The following is a 25,494-nucleotide window of genomic DNA, read 5'->3' as shown; positions in this document are numbered from 1 at the left end:
GTGAATACCCGTCGTAAAAACCGCCTCTACGTGGTCGTGGCGATCCTGGTTGGGCTGAGCCTGGCGACCGCGCTGGTGATGTACGCGCTGCGTTCCAATATCGATCTTTTCTATACGCCCAGCGAAATTCTCTACGGCAAGGGCGAAGAGCATGCCAAACCGGAGCCGGGACAGCGGCTGCGCGTCGGCGGCATGGTGATGCCTGGCAGCGTGAAGCGTGATGAAAAAACGTTACAGGTCTCTTTTAAACTCTATGACGCTAACGGGGTGGTCAATGTCAGCTATGAGGGCATCCTGCCCGATCTGTTCCGCGAAGGGCAGGGCGTCGTGGCGCAGGGCGAGCTTCAGGCGGGCAACCTGATCCGGGCGAAGGAGGTGCTGGCGAAGCATGATGAGAAATATACGCCGCCGGAGATCGCCGACGCGATGAAGCAAAATCATCGGCACAGCGAGGGCAATCGCTCATGATGCCGGAAATCGGACACTATCTGCTCTGCCTTGGACTGGCGTTAGCGCTACTGCTCAGCGTTTATCCGCTGTGGGGCGCGGCGCGGCAGGACAGCCGTCTCACCGGACTGGCGCGTCCGCTTGCCGTTGGGCTGTTTCTTTGCGTGGCGGGCAGCTTTGGCGTACTGGTGCACGCCTTTATCGTTAACGATTTTACCGTGGCTTACGTGGTCAGCAACGCTAACAGCCAGCTGCCGATCTACTACCGCATCGCCGCCACCTGGGGGCGCATGAAGGTTCGCTGCTGCTGTGGGTTTTGATGCTCAGCGGCTGGACGCTGGCAGTGGCGATCTTCAGTCGCGGCATGCCGCAGGATGCGGTGGCGCGCGTGCTGGCGGTAATGGGGATGATCAACTTCGGCTTTCTGCTGTTTATTATTTTCACCTCCAACCCTTTTACCCGCACGCTGCCCGCTTATCCCATTGACGGGCACGATCTGAATCCGATGTTGCAGGATATCGGGCTGATCTTCCATCCGCCGCTGCTTTATATGGGTTATGTCGGCTTTTCTGTCGCCTTCGCCTTCGCCATCGCCTCGCTGATGGCGGGACGGCTGGACACCGCCTGGGCGCGCTGGTCACGCCCCTGGACCATCGCGGCCTGGCTGTTTCTCACCGTTGGCATCGTACTGGGTTCCGCCTGGGCCTATTATGAGCTCGGCTGGGGAGGCTGGTGGTTCTGGGACCCGGTGGAGAACGCCTCCTTTATGCCGTGGCTGGCGGGCACCGCGCTGATTCACTCGCTGGCGGTGACGGAAAAGCGCGGCACCTTTAAAGCCTGGACGGTGCTGCTGGCGATCACCGCCTTTTCGCTCAGCTTGCTCGGCACCTTCCTGGTGCGTTCCGGCGTGCTGGTCTCGGTGCATGCCTTCGCCTCCGATCCGGCGCGCGGCATGTTTATTCTCGCTTTCCTGGTGATTGTGATCGGCAGCTCGCTGCTGCTTTATGCAGTCAAAGGCGGACGGGTGCGCAGCCGGGTGCAGAATGATTTTTGGTCGCGCGAATCCTTTTTGCTCGGCAACAATGTCCTGCTGATTGCCGGCATGCTGGTGGTGCTGTTGGGCACGCTGCTGCCGCTGGTGCATAAACAGCTGGGGTTGGGCACCATTTCCATTGGCGAACCTTTCTTTAACACCATGTTCAGCGCGCTGATGGCGCCGTTCGCGCTGCTGCTGGGCATAGGGCCGCTGGTGCGCTGGCGCCGCGACGAGCCGCAGAAACTCTGGAAACGGCTGGCGCTGGCGCTGCTGGCGACGCTGCTACTGTCGCTGCTGCTGCCGTGGCTGATGCAGGACCGCATCGAGGCGATGACGGCAGTCGGGCTGATGATGGCGCTGTGGGTCATTATGCTGACGCTGCTGGAGCTGCACGAGCGCGCCACCCATCGTCACAGCCTGCTGCGCGGCCTGACGCGCCTGTCTCGTAGTCACTGGGGCATGGTGTTCGGCCATCTGGGTGTTGCTGTGACGGTAATCGGCATCGCTTTCAGTCAGAACTACAGCGTCGAGCGCGACGTGCGCATGAAAGCGGGTGACAGCGTCGATATTCACCGTTACCACTTTGTCTTCCGCGACGTGCGCGCCGTGAATGGCCCCAACTACAGCGGCGGCGCGGCGATTATCGATGTGACGCGCGACGGCAGGCCGGAAGCGACGCTGCGGGCGGAAAAGCGCTACTACAGCGTGGCGCGTAGCATGATGACCGAGGCGGCCATCGACGGCGGCCTGACGCGCGATCTCTATGCGGCGCTCGGCGAAGAACTGGACGGCGGCGCCTGGGCGGTGCGGATTTATTACAAACCTTTTGTGCGCTGGATATGGTACGGCGGCCTGTTTATGGCGTTCGGCGGCCTGCTCTGTCTGCTCGACCCGCGTTATCGCAGCCGTAAAAAGGCGCAACGGGAGCTGGTATGAATAAGAAGATCCTCTATATTCCGCTGGTGCTGTTTCTGCTGCTGGCGGTCGCGCTGATGTGGCAGCTGTCGCGCAACGCCGATGGCGACGATCCCACGCGGCTGGAGTCGGCGCTGATCGGCAAACCGGTGCCGCTGTTTACGCTGGAGGCGCTGGATACGCCGGGTAAAACATGGGATCAGTCGGTGCTGGCGGACGGCAAGCCGCTGCTGCTGAACGTCTGGGCCACCTGGTGTCCTACCTGCCGCGCCGAACATCAGTATCTTAATACGCTGGCGGAGCAGGGCGTGCGCGTGGTCGGTCTCAATTACAAAGACGATCGCGCAAAAGCGATTAACTGGCTCAATACGCTGGGCAATCCTTACGCGCTCAGCCTGTATGACGGCAGCGGCATGCTCGGCCTCGATCTGGGCGTGTACGGCGCGCCGGAAACCTTTTTGATCGACGGTAAGGGCATTATCCGCTATCGCCATGCGGGCGATCTCAACGCGCGCGTCTGGCAGCAGGAAGTGCGGCCGCTGTGGGAAAAATACAGTAGGGAGGCGGAAAAATGAGAGCGTTGATCCTTCTGCTGGCGGGGCTGCTGTTCAGCCTGAGCGCGCTGGCGACCATTGAGACCTGGCAGTTCGACTCCGCAGAGCAGGAGCAGCAATATCGCGAGCTGACCGCCTCGCTGCGCTGCCCTAAGTGCCAGAACAACAGCATCGCCGACTCCAACGCCATGATCGCCGCCGATATGCGTCTGAAGGTCTATCAGCTGTTGAAGCAGGGGCAGAGCGGGAAGCAGATTACGCAATATATGGTGGCGCGCTACGGTAATTTTGTGACCTATCAGCCGCCGGTAATCCCCTCGACGCTGATCCTGTGGGCCGGTCCGCTGCTGTTTATCGTGGCCGGCGGCCTGGTAATATTTTTACGCAGCCGTCGTCTGCCGCCGGAGATCGAGCGGTTGGACGAGGCGGAGCAAAAGCGTCTGGCGGCGCTGCTGGAAAGCGACAGGAAATCTGAATGACTCTTTTCTGGATAGTATTGACCGCGCTGCTGGCGGCGGCGCTGCTGCTGTTTCTGGCAGCGGGCTGGCGCAGCGATCGTTCAGCGGCGCTCGACCGGGACGCGCTGAACAAAGTGTTTTACCAGCAGCGTCTGGCGGAGCTGGAACAGGATGAGGCGCAGGGCGTTATCGACGCGCGTCAGCCGATGGTGCAGGAGCTGCAACAAACGCTGCTGAGCGATATTCCCGCCGCGTCTGACGATGCGCCCGCGCGCCCGCTGAGCCGCTGGGTGCTGCTGCCGGGGGCGCTGCTGCTGGTGCTGGTGAGCCTTGGCTGTTATCTGAAAACCGGCGGTCTGCCGGGACTGATCGCCTGGAAACAGGTAGAGAATGAGTATCCGGCGTTGCGCGCGCGCCTGCTGGACCCGCAGGCGAAGCCGCTGACGCTGGAGGAGCTGGCGCGTCTGGGGCTGGGGCTGCGCACTTCGCTGCAACAGCACGATGGCGGATTGCATGACTGGCTGATGCTGGGCCGCATCGGCATGGTGCTGAATAATCGCGATACGGCGATTCAGGCGTTTCAGCGCGCCCTGCAGCTGGCGCCGAACAACAGTGAAATCAAACTCAACTACGCGGAAGTGCTTACGCGCTCCAGCGACGCGCAGGACAATCGTGAGGCGCAGGCGCTGCTGGATGCGATGTTAAAGCAGGAACCGGATAATGTGCGCATACTTAGCCTGTCGGCATTTAATGCCTTTGAGCAGCAACAGTACGAGAAGGCGATCGGCGTTTGGCAAACGATGCTGACGCTGCTGCCGCCAAACGATGCGCGTATCGCACAGGTAAGGCGCGATATTGAGCAGGCGAAGGCTTCCGCCGGGCTGCAAACCAGTCAGTTGACGCTGAACGTGACGCTGGGATCGAAGGTAGAAAAAATGTTACCGCAGGGCGGAGTGTTGTATATTTCTGTTTCTGACGGTGTTTCACCGGTTCCGGTGGCAGTGAAGAGACTGCCGCTGAGTCATTTTCCGCTATCGCTGACGCTGGATGACAGTAACGCCATGATGCCGGAACGCCTGCTTTCGGCGCAGCATCAGGTGAAGGTGCGCGTGCGTATCGCGCGTGACGGCAGCGCCGCTCCGCAAACCGGCGACTGGTTTGGCGAAAGCGCGTTAACGCCTTTTGATGGTCATCAGCATCTTACTGTTGAAATCAATCAACAGCAGCCCTGAAGCGGTACGCACTCAATCAATACAGGGAGAAGATTATGAACTACCGCCTGACGGGGTTGGCGCTGGCAAGCGTTTTGTTAGTGGGCTGCGCCAGCTCTCACGATAATAACGAACCGCAGGGGCGTTCCGATCCGCTGGAAGGTTTTAACCGCACGATGTTTGACTTCAACTATAACGTGCTGGATCCGTATGTGTTGCGTCCGGTAGCGGTGGCGTGGCGGGACTATGTGCCGGTTCCCGCGCGTACCGGCGTCAGTAATTTTCTTGGCAACCTGAATGAGCCCGCAGCGATGGTGAACTCCTTCCTGCGTGGCGATCCCTATCGCGGCATGATCCACTTTAACCGCTTCTTCCTGAATACCGTGCTGGGCCTGGGCGGTTTTATCGACGTGGCGGGCATGGCGAACGACAAGCTGGCGCGTGAGGAGCCACCGCGCTTTGGCGGCACGCTCGGCACCTGGGGCGTCGGCTACGGTCCGTATGTGGTGCTGCCCGGCTACGGCAGCTTTACGCCGCGCGAAGATGGCGGCGACTATCTGGATACGCTCTATCCGGTGCTGAGCTGGCTGAGCTGGCCGCTGACCGCTGGTAAATGGGCGCTGGAGGGCGTGGAAACGCGCGCGCAGCTGCTGGATTCCGACGCGATTCTGCGCAGCTCCAACGACCCTTACGCCTTTGTACGTAACGCCTATTTCCAGCGCCACGATTTTCTGGCGAACGGCGGCAAGCTGAAGCCGCAGGAGAACCCCAACGCGCAGGCGATTGAGGGCGATCTGGACGATATTGACGCCGCGGAATAAGCGGCAAGAAAAAAGGCGGGAGATTCCCGCCTTTTTTATGTGGCACCGAACTCAAAGCGCAGGGCGTCCGGGCAGAAGAGTAAAGCGTCCCGCGCCAGGGAAGGCGCGGGCCGAGCCGTCATGGATGACGCACTGGCGTCTTTACGATCGGCCCGGACGCTCTGCGCAGGCGCCGGACCTGTTTTTAAGGCGGGAATCTCCCGCCTTTTTTGCTTTCAACCGCGCCATCAGAAACGGTAGTTAAAGTTGGCGCCGTAGAGCCAGGCTTTGCCTTCCGAATTGAACTCATAGGGCGTCACAGCGCCGTTACGCGCGGTAGCGACCGGGTCTACCCCTTCGCGCACCGTCACTTTCTGGCCGTGCATCCAGGATACGCCGACGTCCACCGAGGCGTTATCGTTAAAGGCGTAAGAGGCGCCGGCGCTCAGCCACAGGCGATCCTGATCGGGAATGGAGATAGAACGTTTGTCAGCCGGAACCGGGCTGTCATCAAAGGCGATACCGGCGCGGAAGGTCCAGTTTTGATCGTAAAAGTAAGTGGTGCCCAGCGCGATGCGGTAAGCGTCTTTATAGCTTTCATCTTTATAGAACAGCTGCTGTCCGTTGCTGCCGGTCGCTTTCAGCTCCTGGAACTGACTCCAGCTGGTATAGGCCAGGCTGTAGTGAACCGCCCACTGCGGCGCGACCTTATGATAGCCGGAGACTTCCCACATCTCCGGCAGGTTCAGCGTCAGCGCGCCTGGAATGGTGTTGCCGTTGGTGCCGTAAGGCAGGCCAATCAGACCGGTGATAGGGTTCGCCTGTGATGGAATCGAGCTCTTATAATCGCCGTCAAAGTCGATCTTCACTTCAGAACGATAGGTAAAGCCGAAGCGGTTGTTTTCATCCACCTCATACAGAATGCCGGCATTCCAGCCAAAGCCCCACTCGTCGCCTTTCAGATGCGCGATTTGCGTGTCCGCAGGCGCGGCAGGCAGACCATAGGCAGGCAGCACGCCGCCATATTCACCCAGATAGCGTTCAATCTTGGCGCGCGCGTAAACCGCGTCAAAGCCCACGCCGAAGCTGAAGTGCTGGTTCATGCGCCAGGCGGTGCTTAAATTCAGGTTGGAGGTTATCAGGTCGGTTTTGCCGCCGTAGGCGCCGCCCGCGTAGTTATTATTAAATTCGGTAGCCAGACCGTAATTGGTGGTGGCGGAAGCGCCGATCCACCATTGATCGTTAATCGGCTGCACATAATGAATGTTGGGTACCCACTGCGTCGGCGCAATATTGTCAGCCTTCAGGCTGTTGCCGGAGCCGCTGTCGCCGTCAATATTCACATCGGGATCGATAAATACCGCGCCGATGGAAAACATGGGGCGATCCATTAATGCCATCGTCGCCGGATTACGACTGGCGGAAGCTGCCGTATCGCCCATGGCGCCTTCGCCGGAATAGGCGCGGCCCAAACCAACCGAGGAGAACTCATTGAGCTGGAAGCCCGCTGCGTAAAGATTTGAGGAAGCAATTGCCACTGCCGCCGCCAAAGCTGACTTTGCACACAGGTTTTTATGGTTCATGACCACAACCTCATTATGTGATTTTTATAAATTATGTTACATGAAGTAACAAGGGATCGGGGATTGTAGGGGCTGAAATACAACGCACAAATCAGACCAGTGCGCACAGTATAGGTCTGACCTGTGTATATGTTGCAATATTGTTTTTTAAATATTTCAAATATGATCCATGAAATAAGATCCACGTAGCAAATTTGCCGCGTCGCTGCCTGAATAGCCGCGTTATTCCTGCGCCAGATCAATAATGTTAGTGATAGTCCTCACACTATTTCGTGGCAGCCAAAGGGGAGGCGTAAAATAGCCCGCAATCTGTTTAATCGTTTAAAGCGAAATAGTGGGAGATAAAAATGAGTGATGCTTTAAATAAATGCAGCGCGAATGAAACCGCGGCCTGCTGCTGTGTGGATGTCGGCACCGTGATGGATAACAGCGACTGCACCGCCTCCTGGTCCCGTGTGTTTAGCGATCGCCAGCAGGCGGAAGCGATGCTGGCGACGTTGACCGAAAAAGCGCACGGTGTAGAGTCAGAGCCGTGCGTAATTACCCCACGCTTTACCGATGTAGCGGAAGGCGTGCAGCTGGATGTTGATTTTACCTTCAGCTGCCAGGCGGAGACCCTGATTTTCCAGCTCGGCCTGCGCTAAAATCCCGCTCGCGGCGCTGAAAACGCAGCGCCGCTCTTATCCTGATGTTACCTTCCCTAACATCTCTTTTTCCTTCTCCAGCGGCAACTGTGCCGCCGCTCTCATTTTCCGTGCCCCTCGCTGGCGCCTTGTAACAAACTGGTTAACACTGGCCAGGTCTGACCTCTTTGGCAATGATGCTGCGGTCGCGGTTAACAGGTGAGAATAATGAGCAGAGCGCTTCCTTTGCTGACGCGTCAGGGCGATCGCATCGCCATAACCCACGGGCTGCGTACGCCTTTCGCCCGCCAGGCGACGGCGCTGCACGGCATTCCGGCGATTGAGCTGGGGCGCATGGTGGTTAGCGAATTAATGGCCCGCAGCGAACTTCCGGTGGATATTATCGAACAGCTGGTGTTCGGCCAGGTGATACAAATGCCGGAGGCGCCGAATATCGCGCGCGAAATCGTCCTTAGCAGCGGACTGAGCGTCCGCACCGACGCTTACAGCATCAGCCGTGCCTGCGCTACCAGCTTTCAGGCGGTCGCCAGCCTGGCGGAAAGCCTGCTGGCAGGCAACGTCAGTGCCGGCATCGCTGGCGGCGCCGACTCCTCCTCCGTTTTGCCGATCGGCGTCAGCAAAAAGCTGGGCCGAACGTTGGTCGATCTTAGCAAGGCGCGCACCTTAGGTAAAAAACTCAAGTTGTTCAGCGCGCTGCGCCCGCGCGATCTGCTGCCGGTGCCGCCCGCGGTGGCGGAGTACTCTACCGGCCTGCGCATGGGCGACACCGCCGAGCAGATGGCGAAAAGCCACGGCATCAGCCGCGAACAGCAGGATGCGCTGGCGCATCGATCCCATCAGCGCGCCGCCCAGGCGTGGCGCGAAGGCCATTTACATAATGAAGTCATGACCGCCTGGGTGCCGCCGTGGCGCGCCGCCTTCCGTCAGGATAACAACGTGCGTGAAAACAGCGTTCTCAGCGATTACGCCCGTTTGCGTCCCGCGTTCGATCGTCGCCACGGCAGCGTGACGGCCGCCAACAGCACGCCGCTTACCGACGGCGCCGCCGCTGTGATCCTGATGACCGAATCGCGGGCGCGCGAACTGGACGTCACGCCGCTGGGCTATCTGCGCAGCTACGCCTTTACCGCCACCGATGTCTGGCAGGATATGCTGCTGGGCCGGTCTATGCGACGCCGCTGGCGCTGGATCGCGCGGGCATTGCGCTGCGTGACCTGACGCTGATTGATATGCACGAGGCGTTCGCCGCGCAGACGCTGACGAACCTGAAACTGTTCCGCGACGAGCGCTTCGCCCGCGATATGCTGAATCGTTCGCAGGCGTTAGGCGAAGTAGATGAAGAGAAATTTAACGTGCTTGGCGGCTCTATCGCCTACGGGCATCCCTTCGCCGCTACCGGCGCGCGCATGATTACCCAAACGCTGAACGAACTGCGCCGTCGCGGCGGCGGGCTGGGGCTGGTGACCGCCTGTGCGGCGGGCGGCCTGGGAGCGGCGATGGTACTGGAGGTTGAATAAGGTTATGGAACAGCAATCTGCATTTCAGTTTAACGTTCGCAGCGACAACGTCGGCGTCATCACCATCGATCTCCCCGGTGAAAAAATGAATACGCTGCGCGCGGCGTTTATTGAACAGATCCGCGCGGTGATTACCGAGGCGCGTCAGCATCAGGCGCTGGCCGGGCTGGTGTTTATCTCCGGCAAACCTGACTCCTTTATCGCCGGCGCGGATATCAGCATGATCGATGCCTGCCGCAGCGCCGACGAGGCGCGCCAGCTGGCGGAGCAGGGGCAGCGCATTATGTCGGAGATCGCCGCGCTGCCGGTGACGGTCGTGGCGGCCATTCACGGTCCTTGTCTCGGCGGCGGCCTGGAGCTGGCGCTGGCCTGCGACAGGCGCGTCTGTACACTGGATGAGAAAACCCTGCTGGGGCTGCCGGAAGTGCAGCTGGGCCTGCTGCCCGGCAGCGGCGGCACGCAGCGTCTGCCGCGTCTGATTGGCGCCTCGCAGGCGCTGAACCTGATTCTGACCGGTAAAAGCCTGCGGGCGAAGCAGGCGCTGAAGCTGGGGCTGGTGGATGATGCGGTGCCGCACGCCATTCTGCTGGAAACGGCGGTGGCGCTGGCGCTAAAGGGCAAAGGCCAACGCCGTCCGCTGCCATTGCGCGAACGGTTGATGAACGGGCCGGCAGGACGCGCCGTGCTGTTTAAGCTGGCGGCGCGACAAAGCGAAGCGAAAACCCGCGGCAACTACCCGGCGACGCGCCGTATTCTCGAAGCGGTGCGCATCGGCCTGGAGCAGGGTATGCGCGCAGGTCATGAGGCGGAGGCGCTCGCCTTTGGCGAGCTGACCATGACGCCGCAATCCGCCGCGCTGCGCCATCTCTTCTTCGCCACTACCGCCATGAAAAAAGAGCGCGGCGCCGTTGCGCAGCCGTTGCCGCTACGTTCGGTTGGCGTGTTGGGCGGCGGGCTGATGGGCGGCGGTATCGCCGCCGTTACCGCCACCAAAGCGGGGCTGCCGGTGCGGATTAAAGATATCAGCGTGGAAGGTATCAATCATGCGATGAAGTACAGCTGGGATCTGCTGAGTAAAAAGGTCAGGCGTCGACATATGACGGCCGCCGCGCGTCAGCGGCAGATGGCGCTGATTTCCGGCGCCACCGACTATAGCGGCTTTGCTCAGCGCGACGTGGTGATTGAGGCAGTGTTTGAGGATTTGACGCTTAAGCAGCAGATGGTGGCGGAGGTGGAGCAGCACTGCGCGCCGCATACCCTTTTCGCCTCTAACACCTCCTCGTTGCCGATCGCGCAGATCGCCGCGCGGGCGCAGCGGCCAGAGCAGGTGATCGGCCTGCACTACTTCAGTCCGGTGGATAAGATGATGCTGGTCGAAGTGATCCCGCATCAGCACACCTCAGAAACGACGATTGCTACCACGGTGGCGCTGGCTAAACGGCAGGGGAAAACGCCGATCGTGGTGGCCGATCGCCCTGGCTTTTACGTCAACCGCATTCTGGCGCCTTATATGAATGAGGCGATGCGCTGTCTGCTGGAGGGCGAGCCGATGGAAAATATCGACGGGGCGCTGGTGAAATTCGGCTTTCCGCTGGGACCGGTGCAGCTGCTGGATGAGGTCGGCATTGACACAGGCACCAAAATTCTGCCGATTCTGGAGCAGGCCTGGGGAGCGCGCTTCGCCGCGCCGGAGGCGTTCGCCGCCGTGCTGGAGGACAATCGCAAAGGGCGCAAAAATGGACGCGGATTTTACCGCTACGATGGGCGCGGCAAAACGAAACGGCCCGATAAAACTCTCTATTCGCTGCTGCATATCCAGCCGCAGCATCGGCTTGACGGGGCGCTTATCGCCCAGCGCTGTGTAATGTTAATGCTGAACGAAGCGGCGCGCTGTCTCGATGAGGGCATTATTCGCAGTCCGCGCGACGGCGATATTGGCGCGGTTTTCGGCATCGGCTTTCCGCCTTTCCTCGGCGGACCTTTCCGTTACATGGATAGCCTCGGCGCCGCTAACGTTGTAAACACATTAGCCAACCTGATGCATCAATATGGCGATCGCTTCGCGCCATGTGAAGCGCTGCGTCAACGCGCCGAGCGGGGAGAGAACTTTTACAATTCTCCAGACGATGCGAATACCCATAATGATTCAGCGGCTTAGCAAAGACGATTTTTGCCGCGCCCGGTGGCAAGTTCCGCCAATAGCTCGTTTATTAAACAATCGGTTGACTATACTCAGGCCATTAGGTTACAACACAGCGTTCATTCGCAGAATGACGCGTCGGGCAGCCTGATGATCCGACGATTTTGTTAAACAACAGCGGTGCTTTATGCAAGTTTTTATTATGCGTCACGGCGACGCTGCACTCGAGGCAGCCAGTGATTCTGTGCGGCCTTTGACCCATTGTGGTTGTGATGAATCACGCCAGATGGCGAGCTGGCTTAACAGCCAGACACTGGATATTGAACGGGTACTGGTCAGCCCCTATCTGCGGGCGGAGCAGACACTTGCCACAGTACGTGAAGCCCTGCGGCTGCCGCAGGAGCAGGAAGTGCTGCCGGAGCTGACGCCCGGCGGGGATCCGGCGCAGGTCGCCTGCTATATTCAGGCGCTGGCGAAGGAGGGCGTCGCCTCCGTTCTGGTCATCTCCCACCTTCCTTTGGTCGGTTATCTGGTGTCGGAACTCTGTCCGCAAGAGCCGCCGCCGATGTTCGCCACTTCCGCGATTGCCTGCATCGATTTCGACGCCGATAAAAGCGAAGGTACCTTAAAGTGGCAGGTCAGCCCTTCCAGGCTCGCCAAAGCGATGTAACGCCTCAGGCCGTCAGGGTAATTCTGGCGGCTGCCACTCTTCCACTTCGATCAGCACCAGCAGGGCCGCATCGCCGCCAAACGCTTTCGGCGCCTGATGAAACGCCATTACGTACGGATGCTGAGCCAGCCATAGCGGCGTTTGCTGCTTAAGAATATGTTTGCCGTGTCCGTGCATCACGCTGGCGCAAAAAATATGCTCGCGTCGACAGGCGGCGATCAGCGCGCCCAGCTCCTGTTTGGCCTGTTGCTGCGTCAGTCCGTGCAGATCGAGAAATATTTCAGGCGTGTAGTCGCCGCGCCGCAGTTTCTTCAGCTCGTAATGGCTGACATCGCTGCGCACATAGCGCACCGGGCCATCCTCCGCCAGCAGCGGCTGGAACTCATCGGAAAAGTAGTGACTGTTGTCCGCCTGCTCCGACAGCTGACGCTTCAGCGACACCTGCGCTTTTTTGCGCGGCGGCTGATGCACCAGCGTATCCTGCTTCAGTTTGCGGGTGCCGGTCATCAACTGACGAAACAGCGCCTTATCTTCTGCGCTGAGCTGCTCTTTTTTCTTCATAATGCCTGATTTCTTTCAGTTAAGTGGCGCAGGCCGCGTGGCCTGAGGGCTACGATAACCCGCATTGTAAACAAAAGTCAGCTTTTTCACGTCGCTGCGCTGAATTCTCGTCCGCTTCATGGCAAACTAACCGCCGTAATTACGGAACGGCCTGTGGAGGGCAACGTGGACAAAATTTTCGTCGATGAAGCAGTCAATGAACTGCACACCATTCAGGATATGCTGCGCTGGGCGGTGAGCCGTTTCGCGGCGGCCAATATCTGGTATGGCCACGGCACGGATAATCCCTGGGACGAAGCTGTTCAGCTGGTTTTGCCAACCCTTTATCTGCCGCTGGATATTCCTGAAGAGATGCGCAATGCGCGTCTGACCTCCAGCGAGCGCCACCGTATCGTCGAGCGCGTGATTCGCCGCGTCAACGAGCGCATTCCGGTTGCCTATCTCACTAACAAAGCCTGGTTTTGCGGCCATGAGTTCTACGTCGATGAACGCGTGCTGGTGCCGCGTTCGCCGATTGGCGAGCTGATCAACAGCCGCTTCGCCGGACTGCTGAACGACTCGCCGCGGCACATCCTGGATATGTGCACCGGCAGCGCCTGCATCGCCATCGCCTGCGCCTGGGCCTTCCCGGAAGCGGAAGTGGACGCGGTCGATCTTTCTCTCGACGCGCTGGCGGTTGCCGAGCAGAACATTGAAGAGCATGGCCTGATTCATCAGGTTACTCCGATTCGCTCCGATCTGTTCCGCGATCTGCCGAAGGTGCAATACGATCTGATCGTCACCAATCCGCCCTACGTCGACGCGGATGATATGGACGACCTGCCGAGTGAATATCGCCATGAGCCGGAACTGGCCTGGCGGCGGGCAGCGACGGTCTGAAGCTGGTGCGCCGCATTCTGGCCTGCGCGCCTGATTACCTGCAGGAAGAGGGCGTGCTGATTTGCGAAGTCGGCAACAGTATGGTGCATATGATCGAGCAATACCCCGACGTGCCGTTCACCTGGCTGGAATTTGATAACGGCGGCGACGGCGTATTTATGCTGACCCGTCAGCAAATTGTCGACGCACAACATCATTTCAAATACTTCAAAGATTAATCGCACAATAACGGAGCCGAGATGGCAGGCAACACGATTGGACAGATTTTTCGCGTCACCACCTTTGGTGAATCGCATGGCATTGCGCTGGGCTGTATTGTCGACGGCGTGCCGCCGGGCATGCCGCTCACCGAAGCGGATTTGCAGCACGATCTCGACCGGCGCCGTCCGGGCACCTCGCGCTATACCACTCAACGCCGCGAGCCGGATCGGGTGCGCATTCTGTCCGGCGTGTTTGAAGGCGTCACTACCGGCACCAGCATCGGGCTGCTGATTGAAAACACCGATCAGCGCTCGCAGGATTACGGCGCCATCAAAGATCTGTTTCGTCCCGGCCATGCCGATTACACCTACGAACAAAAATATGGCGTGCGCGACTACCGCGGCGGCGGCCGCTCCTCGGCGCGCGAAACGGCGATGCGCGTGGCGGCGGGCGCCATCGCCAAAAAATATCTGCAGATGAAATTCGGCGTGCAGGTACGCGGCTATCTGGCGCAGATCGGCGACGTCGCCTGCGAGCTGAAAGACTGGAATCAGGTCGAACAGAATCCGTTTTTCTGCCCCGATCCCGACAAGCTGGAGGCGCTGGACGCGCTGATGCGCGCGCTGAAGAAAGAGGGCGACTCTATCGGCGCGAAGGTCACGGTTATCGCGGAAAATGTGCCGGTGGGCCTCGGCGAGCCGGTGTTCGATCGTCTGGACGCCGATCTGGCGCACGCGCTGATGAGCATCAACGCGGTAAAAGGGATCGAAATCGGCGATGGCTTCGCGGTGGTTAACCAGCGCGGCAGCCAGCATCGTGATGAGATCCGCGCCAGCGGCTTTCAGAGCAACCACGCTGGCGGCATTCTCGGCGGCATCAGCAGCGGCCAGCCGCTGATCGCCCACCTGGCGATGAAGCCCACCTCCAGCATTACCGTGCCGGGAAAAACCATCACCCGCGACGGCGAAGAGGTGGAGATGATTACCAAAGGCCGTCACGATCCCTGCGTCGGGATCCGCGCGGTGCCGATCGCCGAGGCGATGATGGCGATTGTGCTGATGGATCATCTGCTGCGCCATCGCGCCCAGTGCGCGGACGTTTCCACCACCATTCCACGCTGGTGACGTATGAGAAAAACGCTCTCCCTGCTGGCCGCGCTGCTGCTGAGTTCTCCGGCGCTGGCGGCGACGCCGTGGCAAAACATCACTCATCCCATCGCCGGGGCGCCGCAGGCGATTGGCGCTTTCGCTAACGGCTGCATTGTCGGCGCCGAAGCGCTGCCGTTGAATAATCCGGCTTATCAGGTGATGCGTCAGGATCAGCGTCGCTATTTCGGCCATCCCGATCTGATCCTGTTTATTCAGCGTCTGACGACGCAGGTGCATAACCTGGGGCTGGGTCAGGTGCTGATTGGCGATATGGGCATGGCGGCGGGCGGGCGCTTCAGCAGCGGCCACGCCAGCCATCAGAGCGGGCTGGATGTCGATATCTGGCTTCAGCTGCCGAAAAAGCGCTGGACGCCGCAGATGTTGCTGAAGCCGCAGCCGCTCGATCTGGTCAGCGCCGACGGCAAGCGCGTCGTGGCGCGCCACTGGCAGCCGGAAATCGACAGCCTGATCAAGCTGGCGGCGAAAGATGAGCAGGTTACGCGCATCTTCGTCAATCCGGCGATCAAAAAGCAATTGTGCGCCGACGCCGGCAGCGATCGCGACTGGCTGCGCAAAGTGCGCCCGTGGTTCGGCCATCGCGCCCATATGCATGTGCGCCTGCGCTGTCCGCCGGAGAGTCTGGAATGTGAAGATCAGGCCCCGCCGCCGCCGGGCGACGGCTGCGGCGCCGAGCTGGAAAGCTGGTTCCTGCCGAAAAAACCGGGCGGCGGATCGCCGGTGAAACGCGAACCGCCGCCGCTGCCGCCATCCTGTCAGGCGCTGCTGGATAAACATCTACTTTAGGATCTTACATGGACTGGTGGGTTGTCTCCCCGGCGATGCTGGGGGTGCTGTTTTTCGTCGCTATGCTGGCGTCGTTTATCGATTCGATCGCCGGCGGCGGCGGGCTGCTGACCGTGCCCGCGCTGCTTTCCGCCGGGCTGTCGCCCGCGCAGGTGCTGGCGACGAACAAATTACAGGCGGTAGGCGGCTCTTTTTCCGCCAGCCTCTATTTCGTGCGGCGCGGCGCGGTGAAGCTGCGCGAGCAGCGGCTGAATATCGCCATGACCTTTATCGGCGCGGTCAGCGGCACGCTGCTGGTGCAGCATATCCAGTCCGGCTTTCTGCGGCAGGTGCTGCCGCTGCTGATTATCGGCATCGGCCTCTATTTTCTGCTGATGCCGCGCCTGGGCGAGGACGATCGTCAGCGGCGGCTGGACGGCATCGCCTTTGCGCTGGTGGCGGGCGGGGCGGTCGGCTTTTACGACGGTTTTTTCGGTCCGGGCGCCGGCTCTTTCTATGCGCTGGCGTTCGTGACGCTGGCTGGCTTCAACCTGGCGAAATCTACCGCGCACGCCAAGGTGCTGAATTTCACCTCTAACCTCACCAGCCTGCTGTTTTTTATCCTTGGCGGCAAGGTGGTGTGGGGCGTCGGCCTGGTGATGCTGGTAGGGTCGGTCTGCGGCGCGCGTCTCGGCGCGCGCATGGTGCTGTCGCGCGGGCAGAAGCTGATTCGCCCGATGGTGGTGATCGTTTCGGTGGTGATGAGCAGCAAGCTGCTGTATGAAGATTACGGCGCCGCCATCGGCCACTGGCTGACCCACCTCTGGTGATAATGCTCGTCAACCCGCGCGCTAAATGCGACAATTGCGCGTTTTTTTCAGCCGACAGTTATGGATATGAGTACAACGCACCGCTATCAGGACCTGATTACGCTATTCGATCGCTGCTTTCAGGACGATTTTCAGACCCGTTTAATCAAGGGCGACGATGAGCCGATCTACCTGCCGGCGGACGAAACGTCGCCCTGGCATCGCGTGGTATTTGCGCATGGTTATTACGCCAGCGCGCTGCATGAGATCTCGCACTGGTGCATCGCTGGCGCCGAGCGCCGCAAGCTGGTGGACTTCGGCTACTGGTATTGCCCGGACGGACGCGACGCCGATACCCAGCATCAGTTTGAGTCAGTTGAAATCAAACCGCAGGCGCTGGAGTGGATGTTCAGCGTTGCGGCGGGCTTCCCCTTCAACGTGAGTTGTGACAATCTCAATGGAGATTATGAGCCGGATCGCATCGCTTTTCAGCGTCAGGTTCATGCTCAGGTGATGCACTACCTTGAAAACGGCATTCCGGCGCGCCCGGCCCGTTTTATCGCTGAACTACAGCGTTTTTATCATACGCCCCCGCTGACGGCGGCGCAGTTTCCCTGGCCGGAAGATCTGCGCTGAACGGAGGCGCGACTTAATGAGGAATTGAGATGATCGCAGAATTTGAAACGCGTATTCTGGCCCTGATTGACGATATGGTCGAGCACGCCAGTGATGATGAGCTATTCGCCAGCGGCTACCTGCGCGGTCACCTCACTCTGGCGGTTGCCGAGCTGGAGCAGAGCGGCGAACATACCGCGGAAGCGTTGCAGATCCATGTACAGAACAGCCTGCAAAACGCTATCGCCGCCGGTGAACTCTCGCCGCGCGACCAGGCGCTGGTGATCGGCATGTGGGATAACCTGTTCCTGCAGGCGCGTCAGCCCGCCTGAACCGGACTGAAATATAAAAAAGCGGCCTGCGGGCCGCTTTTTTATTGTATGAAAAGCGCGTTAACGCAGGGGGAGGCGACCTGCCTCGTTCCCCTTTACTTTACCGCCTTTCCTTTCAGCAGCTTACGCACCCAGTAACGATTCGGGCTTAGCGCGGCCAGCGTGGCGCGATCCAGCGGTAAAGGCTCGGCGCAAAGCTGCGCCGCCAGCACCTCGGCCGCCAGCGGACCGCTGCACAGGCCGCGCGATCCCAGCGCGCCCAGCACAAACAGGCCCGGCCATACCGGAGCCGGGGCGATCTCCGTCTGCTGCGCGCGCTGGCGCGGCAGATCCTGATAGCGCTCCAGCGTGGCGGCATAGTCGGGCAGGTTGCCGACAAACGGCAGATGATCGCGCGTAGCGCATCGCACGCCGTTACGCGCCTCGCCAGCGCTGACGTCGACTGCCTGCGTCCAGTCGCACTGCGGCAGACAGCGCAACAGGCGTTCGCGGTTCTCCTGTTGATCGTCTTCACGATACGCCACAGAGATATCGCCGCGGTGGTAGCTGGCGCCGATGCAGTGGGTGCCAAACGCCGGGCTGACCGGCGTCAGATAGCCCTCATAACACAACACCTGCTTCAAAGGCGCCAGCCCGGCGCGGGAAGGAACATGGCTCACCTGGCCGCTGACTGGATAGGCAGGCAGCTTTTCGCTTTGCGCCAGCGAGGTGATGGCGTGGCCGTTAGCCAGCACCACGTTCTTATACTGCGCCGTCGCGCCGTCGGCGAAGCAGAGCCGCCAGCCGCTGTCGTTAGCCTCCAGCTTTTCCAGTCGGTGCCGCCAGTGAATCTGCAATCCCTGCTGCTGAGCCAGCTGAAACAGCGCGGCGGTCAATTCGCCCGGCGCCAGCCAGCCGCCGGCAGGATAGTGGATGCCGCCGCAGCCGAGCGGCACGCCCGCCAGTCGCTCCGCCTGTTCCACGTCCACGCCTTGCGCCAGCGCTTCCGGCAGCTCCATCGCCAGCATCTGCTGGATCTTCTCCGCGCTTTTATCATCCCAGCCGAGCTGGGTAACGCCGCACCAGTCGTGGGCAAAATCGACCGGCAGCGCATCGTAAAGCCGCCGCGCAAAGCCGAAGGCAGCAGGGAAGAACTGCGCCAGCGCCGGATCGTGCTGATTCAGTAAAGGATAGAGCGCGCCCTGACGGTTGCCGGACGCGTTCTGCGCCGGCGCGTCGTCGGCGCAGTAAAGCGTGACCCGTTTGCCGCGTCGCAGCAGCGCCAGCGACAACAGCGCGCTGGCGACGCCGCCGCCGATGATCGCGATATCGTCGTCTTCGGCGGCGGAGCGCGCATACCAGGGCGCGGAGTGAGGCAGCTCAGGCGCCTGCGCCAGCGCGCCGCACAGCATCTCGCGCTTGTGGCCGTAACCTTTGCGTTTGACCGCATCGAAGCCCGCCTGTTGCAGGCCGCGACGCACAAAGCCCGCTGCGGTAAAGGTGGCGAAAGTGCCGTCGGGCCGCGCCAGACGCGCCATAGCGTCAAACAGCGCTGGCGTCCACATATCGGGGTTTTTCGACGGTGCGAAGCCGTCCAGAAACCAGGCGTCTACGCTGCGTCCCAGGCTGTCATCAAAATGGTGGATAAGCGTATTAACATCGCCAAACCACAGATCCAGCGTGACGCGCCCGCCGTCCAGCAGCAAACGATGGCAGCCCGGCAACGGCAGCGGCCACTGGCGGCGCAGCGCATCGGCCCAGGGCGCCAGTTCGGGCCAGCGCGCGTGGGCGGCGGCGAGATCCGCCTGCGCCAGCGGAAATTTTTCCATGCTGATGAAGTGCAGTCGCTGCAAGGCCGCCTGCGGCTGCGCCTGGTGGAAGCGATCGAAGGTGCGCCACAGCGTAAGAAAATTCAGGCCGGTGCCGAAGCCGGTTTCCGCAGCGACAAACAGCGCGCGCGGATGCGTGGTGAAACGGTCGGGCAAACCGTTGCCGCCCAAAAAGACATATTCAGTCTCTTCCAGACCGTTCTGATTAGAAAAATAGACGTCGTCAAATTCTCGGGATACAGGTGTACCCTGGTCGTTCCAGTCCAGTTTTGCGTGTTCTATCGGTGCGTTGTTCAACGGGAATGGCTCATTTATCAGGCAATGGCGGGATTTTATCGAGCCCGGTCATATCGCGCAAATTTATGCAATAATTTCGCTGATCGGACTTGTTCGGCGTACAAGTGTACGCTAAAGTGCGTGTCAAATCCTAATAGTGATATGGAAGAGGTATTTTAATGAAACGTGCTGTGATTACTGGCCTGGGGATCGTTTCCAGCATTGGTAACAACCAGGAGGAAGTCCTGGCATCTCTGCGTGAAGGCCGCTCTGGCATCACTTTCTCACAGGAGATGAAAGATTCCGGCATGCGTAGTCACGTCTGGGGTAACGTTAAACTTGATACCACAGGCCTCATTGACCGCAAAATTGTGCGCTTTATGAGTGACGCGTCCATTTATGCTTATCTCTCTATGGCTGAAGCGATTAAAGACGCCGGCCTGAGCGACGAGGTTTACCAGAATAACCCGCGTGTTGGCCTGATCGCCGGTTCCGGCGGCGGCTCTCCGCGCTATCAGGTGTTCGGCGCTGACGCGATGCGTAGCCCGCGCGGCCTGAAAGCGGTGGGCCCGTACGTGGTCACCAAAGCGATGGGCTCCGGCGTTTCCGCCTGCCTGGCGACGCCGTTTAAAATCCACGGCGTGAACTACTCTATCAGCTCCGCCTGCGCTACCTCCGCGCACTGCATCGGCAACGCGGTAGAGCAGATTCAGCTGGGCAAACAGGACATCGTTTTTGCTGGCGGCGGCGAGGAGCTGAGCTGGGAAATGGCCTGCGAGTTTGATGCGATGGGCGCGCTCTCCACTAAATATAACGAAACCCCGGAAAAAGCGTCCCGCACCTATGACGCCAACCGTGATGGTTTCGTCATCGCCGGCGGCGGCGGCATGGTGGTGGTTGAGGAGCTGGAACATGCTCTGGCGCGCGGCGCACATATCTATGCGGAGATCGTCGGCTACGGCGCGACCTCTGACGGCGCGGATATGGTTGCCCCTTCAGGCGAAGGCGCGGTGCGCTGCATGAAGATGGCGATGCAGGGACTCGATACCCCGATCGACTACCTGAACACCCACGGCACCTCCACGCCGGTCGGCGATGTGAAAGAGCTGGGCGCGATCCGCGAAGTATTCGGCGAACAGCAGCCTGCTATCTCCGCCACCAAAGCAATGACCGGCCATTCGCTGGGCGCTGCGGGCGTGCAGGAAGCGATCTACACCCTGCTGATGCTGGAGCACGGCTTTATCGCGCCGAGTATCAACGTGGAAGAGCGCGATCCGGCGGCGGAAGGAATGAACATCATCACCGAGCCGACCGAACGTAAGCTGACGACGGTGATGTCCAACAGCTTTGGCTTTGGCGGTACCAACGCTACGCTGACCATGCGTAAATATCAGTAAGCGACGCGTTATCATCAGCCCGGCATCCGCCGGGCTTTTTTTTGCCTGCGATCTCCCTGTCGCCAGGACGCTTTTTGCGAGACGGCGCGAATTCCGGCGTCAAGGGTGAAAAAAGCTGAACGCGCCGGTTGGTGCCGCGCGGATATCTCTATTACACTCCCTGCCAGCGTTCAACGCATCCGCGTCGCGCCTTTTTTCAGTTAACAATATCGTCATGATATTGCGTAAGCGTTCACGTTAACCAACGCACCCGCTCCGGCATTTGACGCCGGTCATAAGGGCGCGCGTGGCCGACATGCGCCTGCAATACTCAGGAGAACCGTGACGAATGTCCGAGACGACAATCCACACTTCAACAGGCAAGGCGTTAATCGCCTGCACCTCTTTCGCCGTCTTCTTAACCTATCTGACCGCCGGGCTGGCGCTGCCGGTGATCCCGCTGTTTGTGCATCAGGAGCTGGGCTACAGCAACCTGATGGTGGGCGTGGCGGTAGGCGTGCAATTTTTCGCCACGCTGCTGACGCGCAGCTTCGCCGGCAGGCGCGCTGACCGGCACGGCGCGAAAATCACCACCCAACAGGGCATGCTGGCGATCGCGCTGGTCGGCGCGGCCTATCTGCTCGCCGCCCAGCTGCCGCTGGCCGCCGCCGGAAAATTCGCGTTGCTGGTGGTGGGGCGTTTGCTGCTGGGCTTTGGCGAAAGTCTGCTGCTGACCGGCAATATGACCTGGGGGCTGGGGCTGGTGGGGCCGAAACGTTCCGGGCTGGTCATGTCCTGGAACGGCATGGCCATTTACGGCGCGCTGGCGGCAGGAGCGCCGCTGGGGCTGTGGATCCATGCGCGCTGTGGCTTTAGCGGGTTAGGCGTAGTGGCGCTGCTGTTGCCGCTGTTCTCGCTGGCGATTAACGTCTGGATTCGTTCGGTGCCGGTGCAGGGCGGGGAACGCCCTTCGCTGTGGCGCGTGATTGGGCAGATTTTCTCGCCGGGCTGCGCGCTGGCGCTACAGGGCGTGGGCTTTGCCGCCATCGGCACCTTCACTTCGCTCTGGTTTGCGGAACGCAACTGGGGCAATGCCGGTTTCGCCCTGAGCGCTTTTGGCTGCGCTTTTGTGCTGGTGCGTATCTTTTTCGGCACGTTGCCGGACCGTCTGGGCGGCCGCCGCGTGGCGGTGGCGTCGCTGGCGATTGAGGTGGCGGGACTGCTGCTGATGGGGTTCTCTACCAGCGGAACAATGGCGCTGGCGGGCGCCGCGCTGACCGGCTGCGGCTGTTCGCTGGTCTTCCCGGCGCTTGGCGTTGAGGTGGTGAAACGGGTCGCGCCGCAGGTGCGCGGCACGGCGCTGGGCGGTTTCGCCGCCTTTCAGGATATCGCTTATGGCATCACCGGGCCGTTGACCGGCCTGCTGGCGACATCGTTCGGCTACGGCGCAGTCTATTTCGCCGCCGCCGTCTGCGCCGCGCTCGGCATGATGCTCTCGCTCTCGATTAGGCGTCAGCCTTAGAAAAGGGCGGCCAGCTTATTGACGCCAGCGACGATCTCCGCACGCTCCAGCGCGGCAAAGCCAAGCAGCCATCCCTGCTGAGCCGGGCGTTCGGCGTCGAGCCAGCAGGGAGCGAGACGCGGCAGCAGCAGCTGTTGCCGCGCCGCGCACTCTGTCAGCTTTGCCTCGTCTCCCTGACGCAGCAGGGCGGTCAGCTGTAAACCGCCGCGACAGGGCAGCAGCTGCAATTGGTCGGGCAGGCGCGCGCTCAGCTGCTCCAACAGCAGATCGCGGCGGCTCTGGTAAAGCTGGCGCATCAGACGCAGGTGCGCCGCATAGTGGCCCTGTTCGATAAAGGCGGCGGTCACCGACTGCGGCAGCAGCGCGCTGTGTCCATCCATCACGCTGCGCAGACGCAGCAGCGGTTCGATAAAGGCATCCGGCGCTACCATCCACGCCAGCCGCAGCGAGGGAAACAGCGATTTAGAAAAGGTGCCGAGATAAATCACCCTACCGTCGGGCCGAAGCCCCTGCATGGCGGGCATCGGCTGCGCGTCGTACCAGAATTCGCTGTCGTAATCATCCTCCACGATCCAGCTCTGCCGCTGCTCCGCCAGCGTCAGCCACGCCAGCCGCCTTTCCAGGCTGAGCGGCGCGCCGGTGGGATACTGGTGCGAAGGGGTCAGGTAAATAAGCCGCGGCGCGCCGTCGGCAGGCGGCACCGCTCCCTGCTCGTCGACCGTCACGCCGGTAATGCGCGCGCCGGCGTTGAGAAAAGCGTGATGCGCGCCCGGATAGCCGGGGTTTTCCATCCACACTTCTTCGCCATTATCCAGCAACAGCAGCGACAGCATCTGCAACGCCTGCTGCGAACTGGTCAGCACAATAATCTGCTCAGGTGCGCAGCGCACGCCGCGCGCCTGCGCCAGATAAGCGGCGAGCGCCTGACGCAGCGGCAGCCAGCCCTGCGGATCGCCGTAGCGCATCAGCACGCTGCCCTGCCTCTGCTGCCGGGCGGTAAGGCGACGCCACAGCTCATGAGGAAAAGCGCGTAGCTCCGGCGATCCCGCCGCGAAAGCCCACGGATAAAGCGGGTCCTGACAGCCTCCGCCAGCCACCACTCTGGCCGCGCGGCGTGAGAGCGTCACCGTCCGCGGCGCATGCGTAACGACATCTTTAGCGCCCGGCGCGCGCAGGGTAATCGCGACAAAGGTGCCCTTGCCGGTTTTTCGCGTCAGATAACCTTCGCTCTCCAGTTGGCTGTAGGCGGCCTCTACCGTTACGCGCGAAAGTTGCAGATCAACGGCCAGCAAGCGCGAGGAGGGCAGACGATTGCCCGCCGTCAGGCTGCCTTCGCCGATCGCCTGACGCAGCGCGTTACAGAGGCGATCGCGACGGGTAGCGCTGCTTTGCGCTGAATAAAGCATTAGAAGACGTGCGGTGAGGGCGGCCATAATAGGTCTTATCAATAAAGCGAAATGGGTATCTCGCATCATACCGATGCGCCGTTATGATGAAAGAAAAACCACAGGAGAAAAAATCATGACCCACGCTTCCGCCGTACTCGCTTTTCCACCGCCTGACGCCGCTGACAGCGCGGCATGGCTGGCGCGCAAGCTCGCTTACTACGCCGATGCCTGGGATGTCGCCGAAGATTTAGCCAACGGCATTGAGGATATTGTGGTGATCGACGCGCGATCGCCGCAGGCCTGGCGCGCAGGCCATATCTGCGGAGCTATCAACTTTCCTCACCGTGACATGACGCCGGAACGCCTGGCGCAGCTCGATCGCACGAAAGTTTACGTGACCTACTGCGACGGCATCGGCTGCAACGGCTCGACAAAGGCGGCGTGGAAACTGGCCAGCGCCGGGCTGCACGTTAAAGAGTTAATCGGCGGGCTCGATTTCTGGCGGCGCGACCAGCACCCGGTCGTCGAAGGAGACGCGTCGGGCGAATGGCCGCAGAGGACAGGGCGCAGCGACTGCGGCTGCTAGCTGGCGCGCTGCCCGATCAGAACAGCAGATACAGCAGCAGCGCGACCACCAGCAGGGCGATAAAGGTCGCCAGCACCGGACGGCCAGCCAGCGGCTGCAACGGCGCTGGCAGCCACGGAATCAGCGGGTTATAGATCGGCTGCGGGTTGATCTCGCTGTCGGCGCGTAGGGTTTCGCTCTCACTGACCCGCTCGGCGCGACGGGAAAAGAGCAGGTTCAGCAGATCCTGCGCCTGCGCTGAAGTCAGCACTGTTTGCGGCGTCGCCTGAAAACGCTGCTGGCTGTAATCTTCCAGCATTTGCTGCTCGGCGCGATCCGGCGGATGCTTCAGCGCCGCCTCCAGCATTTGCAGCGTTGGCGCATGCTGCTGGCTCAGAGTCTGACGCACCTGCAGATACTGCGTCAGCAGCGGGAAATGACGTGACGGGATCGGATCGCCGCTTTTCAGACCCACCAGCTTCAGAGCGGCGTTCCATACCGATGTAGACTGCTCGCCGGTGGCGGCAGCCAGTTTTACCACCTGCTGATTCAGCGTTTGATGCTCAGCCGGCAGCAGGGTGCGATCGCTGTTGCGGCTCAGCTGCGGCTGCGGAATAGTCATCTGACCGTTTTGCAGCATGGTCAGCACCTGACGCAGCTGATCCTGCGACAGCGAACTGAGCACCGTGTGGCCAAACTGCTGACGGATAAAGTCGCTCACCGCCTGACGGTTGTTGCCCTGCGGCAACAGCTCGGTCAACTGCTGCAACAGCTGGCGCGTGGCGTGGCTGTTCTGCACCTGCGACAGCCTGCCGTTCAGGAAGTTTTCCGCGGCGGGAAAGTGGCGCGACTGTAGCTCGGCATCGTTTTTTACGCCGACCTCATGGCGCAATCCCGCCCACAGCTCAGGCGCTTTTAAGGCGCTGAGCGACATAATGCGCACCACCAGACGTTCCAGCGTGGTGCGCTGCGCCGGAGAAAGCGGTTGTTCGCCAGGCGTGCCGCCGCGAGGAGGCTGGCCAGGTACAGTTGTGCGATCGCCCTGGGGCGCGCCGGGGCCAGTAAGAGGTTGCATGGCGGAATCCTTAAAACGGCGGGTCAAAATCCGGGGCGCGCCGGAAAAGTGGAGTAGGGCGCTATGATACCAATCCTGACACAGAAAAATCCAGGGGCGAGGCGGGTGTCGCGGCGTGATTTTTCCCTGACGGGTCAGCTTCTCGCCGACGCAGCGGCCGCCAGCCGCGTCGGGAGAAAAA

General features: G+C 60.9%; 21 protein-coding genes and 3 pseudogenes. 19 read left to right on the top strand and 5 right to left on the bottom strand.

What is annotated here, in order from left to right:
• The 6 genes and pseudogenes from ccmE (at position 1) to mlaA (ending at position 5,442) form a co-directional block, all read left to right on the top strand.
• Entirely contained in the window at positions 1-468 is a 468-nt protein-coding gene (gene ccmE / locus C2E16_RS14850; protein ID WP_038624981.1) for a cytochrome c maturation protein CcmE, read from the top strand.
• Positions 465-2,419: pseudogene (locus tag C2E16_RS14845) on the top strand (heme lyase CcmF/NrfE family subunit). The gene ccmE and the pseudogene C2E16_RS14845 overlap by 4 nt, the downstream one beginning before the upstream one ends.
• Positions 2,416-2,973, top strand: a complete 558-nt coding sequence (locus C2E16_RS14840) for a DsbE family thiol:disulfide interchange protein (protein WP_038624986.1) — start codon at positions 2,416-2,418, stop codon at positions 2,971-2,973. The pseudogene C2E16_RS14845 and the gene C2E16_RS14840 overlap by 4 nt, the downstream one beginning before the upstream one ends.
• Positions 2,970-3,431, top strand: a complete 462-nt coding sequence (locus tag C2E16_RS14835) for a cytochrome c-type biogenesis protein (protein WP_038624988.1) — start codon at positions 2,970-2,972, stop codon at positions 3,429-3,431. The genes C2E16_RS14840 and C2E16_RS14835 overlap by 4 nt, the downstream gene beginning before the upstream one ends.
• Positions 3,428-4,642: a c-type cytochrome biogenesis protein CcmI gene (gene ccmI, locus C2E16_RS14830; RefSeq protein WP_038624990.1), complete on the top strand. Its 1,215-nt coding sequence runs from the start codon at positions 3,428-3,430 to the stop codon at positions 4,640-4,642. Before C2E16_RS14835 ends, ccmI begins: the two co-directional genes overlap by 4 nt.
• A gap of 35 nt (positions 4,643-4,677) precedes the next feature.
• A complete protein-coding gene (gene mlaA / locus C2E16_RS14825; protein ID WP_038624992.1) occupies positions 4,678-5,442 on the top strand; it encodes a phospholipid-binding lipoprotein MlaA in 765 nt (254 codons plus the stop codon).
• Between the two features lie 227 nt (positions 5,443-5,669).
• Here mlaA and fadL read toward each other — a convergent pair whose 3' ends face one another.
• Positions 5,670-7,004: a long-chain fatty acid transporter FadL gene (gene fadL, locus C2E16_RS14820; protein ID WP_038624993.1), complete on the bottom strand. Its 1,335-nt coding sequence runs from the start codon at positions 7,002-7,004 to the stop codon at positions 5,670-5,672.
• 347 nt (positions 7,005-7,351) lie between these two features.
• Between fadL and C2E16_RS14815 the strand changes: the two genes are divergently transcribed.
• The 4 genes and pseudogenes from C2E16_RS14815 (at position 7,352) to sixA (ending at position 11,975) form a co-directional block, all read left to right on the top strand.
• The gene (locus C2E16_RS14815; RefSeq protein WP_038624994.1) at positions 7,352-7,648 is read left to right on the top strand and encodes a YfcZ/YiiS family protein; all 297 of its coding nucleotides are present in this window, start codon (positions 7,352-7,354) and stop codon (positions 7,646-7,648) included.
• Positions 7,649-7,855: 207 nt separating this feature from the next.
• Positions 7,856-9,165, top strand: a pseudogene (fadI, locus tag C2E16_RS14810) (acetyl-CoA C-acyltransferase FadI).
• Positions 9,166-9,169: 4 nt separating this feature from the next.
• Positions 9,170-11,323, top strand: a complete 2,154-nt coding sequence (gene fadJ, locus C2E16_RS14805) for a fatty acid oxidation complex subunit alpha FadJ (RefSeq protein WP_084971211.1) — start codon at positions 9,170-9,172, stop codon at positions 11,321-11,323.
• A 169-nt stretch (positions 11,324-11,492) separates the two neighbouring features.
• Positions 11,493-11,975, top strand: coding sequence for a phosphohistidine phosphatase SixA (gene sixA, locus C2E16_RS14800; RefSeq protein WP_038624997.1), 483 nt, complete (start codon positions 11,493-11,495; stop codon positions 11,973-11,975).
• A 12-nt stretch (positions 11,976-11,987) separates the two neighbouring features.
• Here sixA and smrB read toward each other — a convergent pair whose 3' ends face one another.
• On the bottom strand, positions 11,988-12,536 hold the full coding sequence (gene smrB, locus C2E16_RS14795) for an endonuclease SmrB (protein WP_038624998.1): 549 nt from the start codon (positions 12,534-12,536) through the stop codon (positions 11,988-11,990).
• A 165-nt stretch (positions 12,537-12,701) separates the two neighbouring features.
• Here smrB and prmB point away from each other — a divergent pair.
• The 6 genes and pseudogenes from prmB (at position 12,702) to C2E16_RS14765 (ending at position 17,303) form a co-directional block, all read left to right on the top strand.
• Positions 12,702-13,633: pseudogene (gene prmB, locus C2E16_RS14790) on the top strand (50S ribosomal protein L3 N(5)-glutamine methyltransferase).
• Positions 13,634-13,654: 21 nt separating this feature from the next.
• Positions 13,655-14,740: a chorismate synthase gene (gene aroC / locus C2E16_RS14785; protein WP_038624999.1), complete on the top strand. Its 1,086-nt coding sequence runs from the start codon at positions 13,655-13,657 to the stop codon at positions 14,738-14,740.
• A 3-nt stretch (positions 14,741-14,743) separates the two neighbouring features.
• Positions 14,744-15,568 carry a penicillin-insensitive murein endopeptidase gene (gene mepA / locus C2E16_RS14780; protein WP_038625000.1) on the top strand — a complete coding sequence of 275 codons (825 nt, stop codon included), beginning with the start codon at positions 14,744-14,746 and terminating at the stop codon, positions 15,566-15,568.
• Positions 15,569-15,576: 8 nt separating this feature from the next.
• Positions 15,577-16,377, top strand: coding sequence for a sulfite exporter TauE/SafE family protein (locus C2E16_RS14775; RefSeq protein ID WP_038625002.1), 801 nt, complete (start codon positions 15,577-15,579; stop codon positions 16,375-16,377).
• 66 nt (positions 16,378-16,443) lie between these two features.
• On the top strand, positions 16,444-16,992 hold the full coding sequence (locus C2E16_RS14770; protein ID WP_038629923.1) for an elongation factor P hydroxylase: 549 nt from the start codon (positions 16,444-16,446) through the stop codon (positions 16,990-16,992).
• A 29-nt stretch (positions 16,993-17,021) separates the two neighbouring features.
• The gene (locus C2E16_RS14765; protein WP_038625004.1) at positions 17,022-17,303 is read left to right on the top strand and encodes a YfcL family protein; all 282 of its coding nucleotides are present in this window, start codon (positions 17,022-17,024) and stop codon (positions 17,301-17,303) included.
• A 95-nt stretch (positions 17,304-17,398) separates the two neighbouring features.
• Here C2E16_RS14765 and mnmC read toward each other — a convergent pair whose 3' ends face one another.
• Positions 17,399-19,408: a bifunctional tRNA (5-methylaminomethyl-2-thiouridine)(34)-methyltransferase MnmD/FAD-dependent 5-carboxymethylaminomethyl-2-thiouridine(34) oxidoreductase MnmC gene (gene mnmC / locus C2E16_RS14760; protein ID WP_104951550.1), complete on the bottom strand. Its 2,010-nt coding sequence runs from the start codon at positions 19,406-19,408 to the stop codon at positions 17,399-17,401.
• 158 nt (positions 19,409-19,566) lie between these two features.
• On the opposite strand from mnmC, the gene fabB reads away from it, so the two are divergent.
• Together fabB and C2E16_RS14750 are read left to right on the top strand one after the other, a co-directional pair.
• Positions 19,567-20,784 (top strand): beta-ketoacyl-ACP synthase I, encoded by a 1,218-nt coding sequence (gene fabB / locus C2E16_RS14755; RefSeq protein WP_038625006.1) that lies wholly within the window; start codon positions 19,567-19,569, stop codon positions 20,782-20,784.
• Between the two features lie 328 nt (positions 20,785-21,112).
• A complete protein-coding gene (locus tag C2E16_RS14750; protein ID WP_084971236.1) occupies positions 21,113-22,285 on the top strand; it encodes an MFS transporter in 1,173 nt (390 codons plus the stop codon).
• On the opposite strand, the gene pdxR is transcribed toward C2E16_RS14750, so the two are convergent.
• Positions 22,282-23,718 (bottom strand): MocR-like pyridoxine biosynthesis transcription factor PdxR, encoded by a 1,437-nt coding sequence (gene pdxR, locus C2E16_RS14745; RefSeq protein ID WP_084971238.1) that lies wholly within the window; start codon positions 23,716-23,718, stop codon positions 22,282-22,284. The two genes, C2E16_RS14750 and pdxR, sit on opposite strands and share 4 nt — an antisense overlap.
• 88 nt (positions 23,719-23,806) lie before the next feature.
• Between pdxR and C2E16_RS14740 the strand changes: the two genes are divergently transcribed.
• Positions 23,807-24,259: a rhodanese-like domain-containing protein gene (locus tag C2E16_RS14740; protein WP_038625009.1), complete on the top strand. Its 453-nt coding sequence runs from the start codon at positions 23,807-23,809 to the stop codon at positions 24,257-24,259.
• Between the two features lie 16 nt (positions 24,260-24,275).
• On the opposite strand, the gene flk is transcribed toward C2E16_RS14740, so the two are convergent.
• Positions 24,276-25,313, bottom strand: a complete 1,038-nt coding sequence (flk, locus tag C2E16_RS14735; RefSeq protein ID WP_038625010.1) for a flagella biosynthesis regulator Flk — start codon at positions 25,311-25,313, stop codon at positions 24,276-24,278.
• Between the last annotated feature and the right edge of the window lie 181 nt (positions 25,314-25,494).

It is taken from the genome of Mixta calida (genome assembly GCF_002953215.1).
Taxonomy (GTDB): domain Bacteria; phylum Pseudomonadota; class Gammaproteobacteria; order Enterobacterales; family Enterobacteriaceae; genus Mixta; species Mixta calida.
Note: the sequence above shows the minus strand (reverse complement) of the source record. Positions and strands in the feature narration are given on the sequence as shown.

What these genes read in the sequence shown, in the direction of transcription:
- C2E16_RS14840 (WP_038624986.1), top strand. Translation starts at nt 2,416, where the DNA reads ATGAATAAGAAGATCCTCTATATTCCGCTGGTGCTGTTTCTGCTGCTG.
- C2E16_RS14835 (WP_038624988.1), top strand. Translation starts at nt 2,970, where the DNA reads ATGAGAGCGTTGATCCTTCTGCTGGCGGGGCTGCTGTTCAGCCTGAGC.
- ccmI (WP_038624990.1), top strand. Translation starts at nt 3,428, where the DNA reads ATGACTCTTTTCTGGATAGTATTGACCGCGCTGCTGGCGGCGGCGCTG.
- mlaA (WP_038624992.1), top strand. Translation starts at nt 4,678, where the DNA reads ATGAACTACCGCCTGACGGGGTTGGCGCTGGCAAGCGTTTTGTTAGTG.
- fadL (WP_038624993.1), bottom strand. Translation starts at nt 7,004, where the DNA reads ATGAACCATAAAAACCTGTGTGCAAAGTCAGCTTTGGCGGCGGCAGTG.
- C2E16_RS14815 (WP_038624994.1), top strand. Translation starts at nt 7,352, where the DNA reads ATGAGTGATGCTTTAAATAAATGCAGCGCGAATGAAACCGCGGCCTGC.
- fadJ (WP_084971211.1), top strand. Translation starts at nt 9,170, where the DNA reads ATGGAACAGCAATCTGCATTTCAGTTTAACGTTCGCAGCGACAACGTC.
- sixA (WP_038624997.1), top strand. Translation starts at nt 11,493, where the DNA reads ATGCAAGTTTTTATTATGCGTCACGGCGACGCTGCACTCGAGGCAGCC.
- smrB (WP_038624998.1), bottom strand. Translation starts at nt 12,536, where the DNA reads ATGAAGAAAAAAGAGCAGCTCAGCGCAGAAGATAAGGCGCTGTTTCGT.
- aroC (WP_038624999.1), top strand. Translation starts at nt 13,655, where the DNA reads ATGGCAGGCAACACGATTGGACAGATTTTTCGCGTCACCACCTTTGGT.
- mepA (WP_038625000.1), top strand. Translation starts at nt 14,744, where the DNA reads ATGAGAAAAACGCTCTCCCTGCTGGCCGCGCTGCTGCTGAGTTCTCCG.
- C2E16_RS14775 (WP_038625002.1), top strand. Translation starts at nt 15,577, where the DNA reads ATGGACTGGTGGGTTGTCTCCCCGGCGATGCTGGGGGTGCTGTTTTTC.
- C2E16_RS14770 (WP_038629923.1), top strand. Translation starts at nt 16,444, where the DNA reads ATGAGTACAACGCACCGCTATCAGGACCTGATTACGCTATTCGATCGC.
- C2E16_RS14765 (WP_038625004.1), top strand. Translation starts at nt 17,022, where the DNA reads ATGATCGCAGAATTTGAAACGCGTATTCTGGCCCTGATTGACGATATG.
- fabB (WP_038625006.1), top strand. Translation starts at nt 19,567, where the DNA reads ATGAAACGTGCTGTGATTACTGGCCTGGGGATCGTTTCCAGCATTGGT.
- C2E16_RS14750 (WP_084971236.1), top strand. Translation starts at nt 21,113, where the DNA reads ATGTCCGAGACGACAATCCACACTTCAACAGGCAAGGCGTTAATCGCC.
- pdxR (WP_084971238.1), bottom strand. Translation starts at nt 23,718, where the DNA reads ATGGCCGCCCTCACCGCACGTCTTCTAATGCTTTATTCAGCGCAAAGC.
- C2E16_RS14740 (WP_038625009.1), top strand. Translation starts at nt 23,807, where the DNA reads ATGACCCACGCTTCCGCCGTACTCGCTTTTCCACCGCCTGACGCCGCT.
- flk (WP_038625010.1), bottom strand. Translation starts at nt 25,313, where the DNA reads ATGCAACCTCTTACTGGCCCCGGCGCGCCCCAGGGCGATCGCACAACT.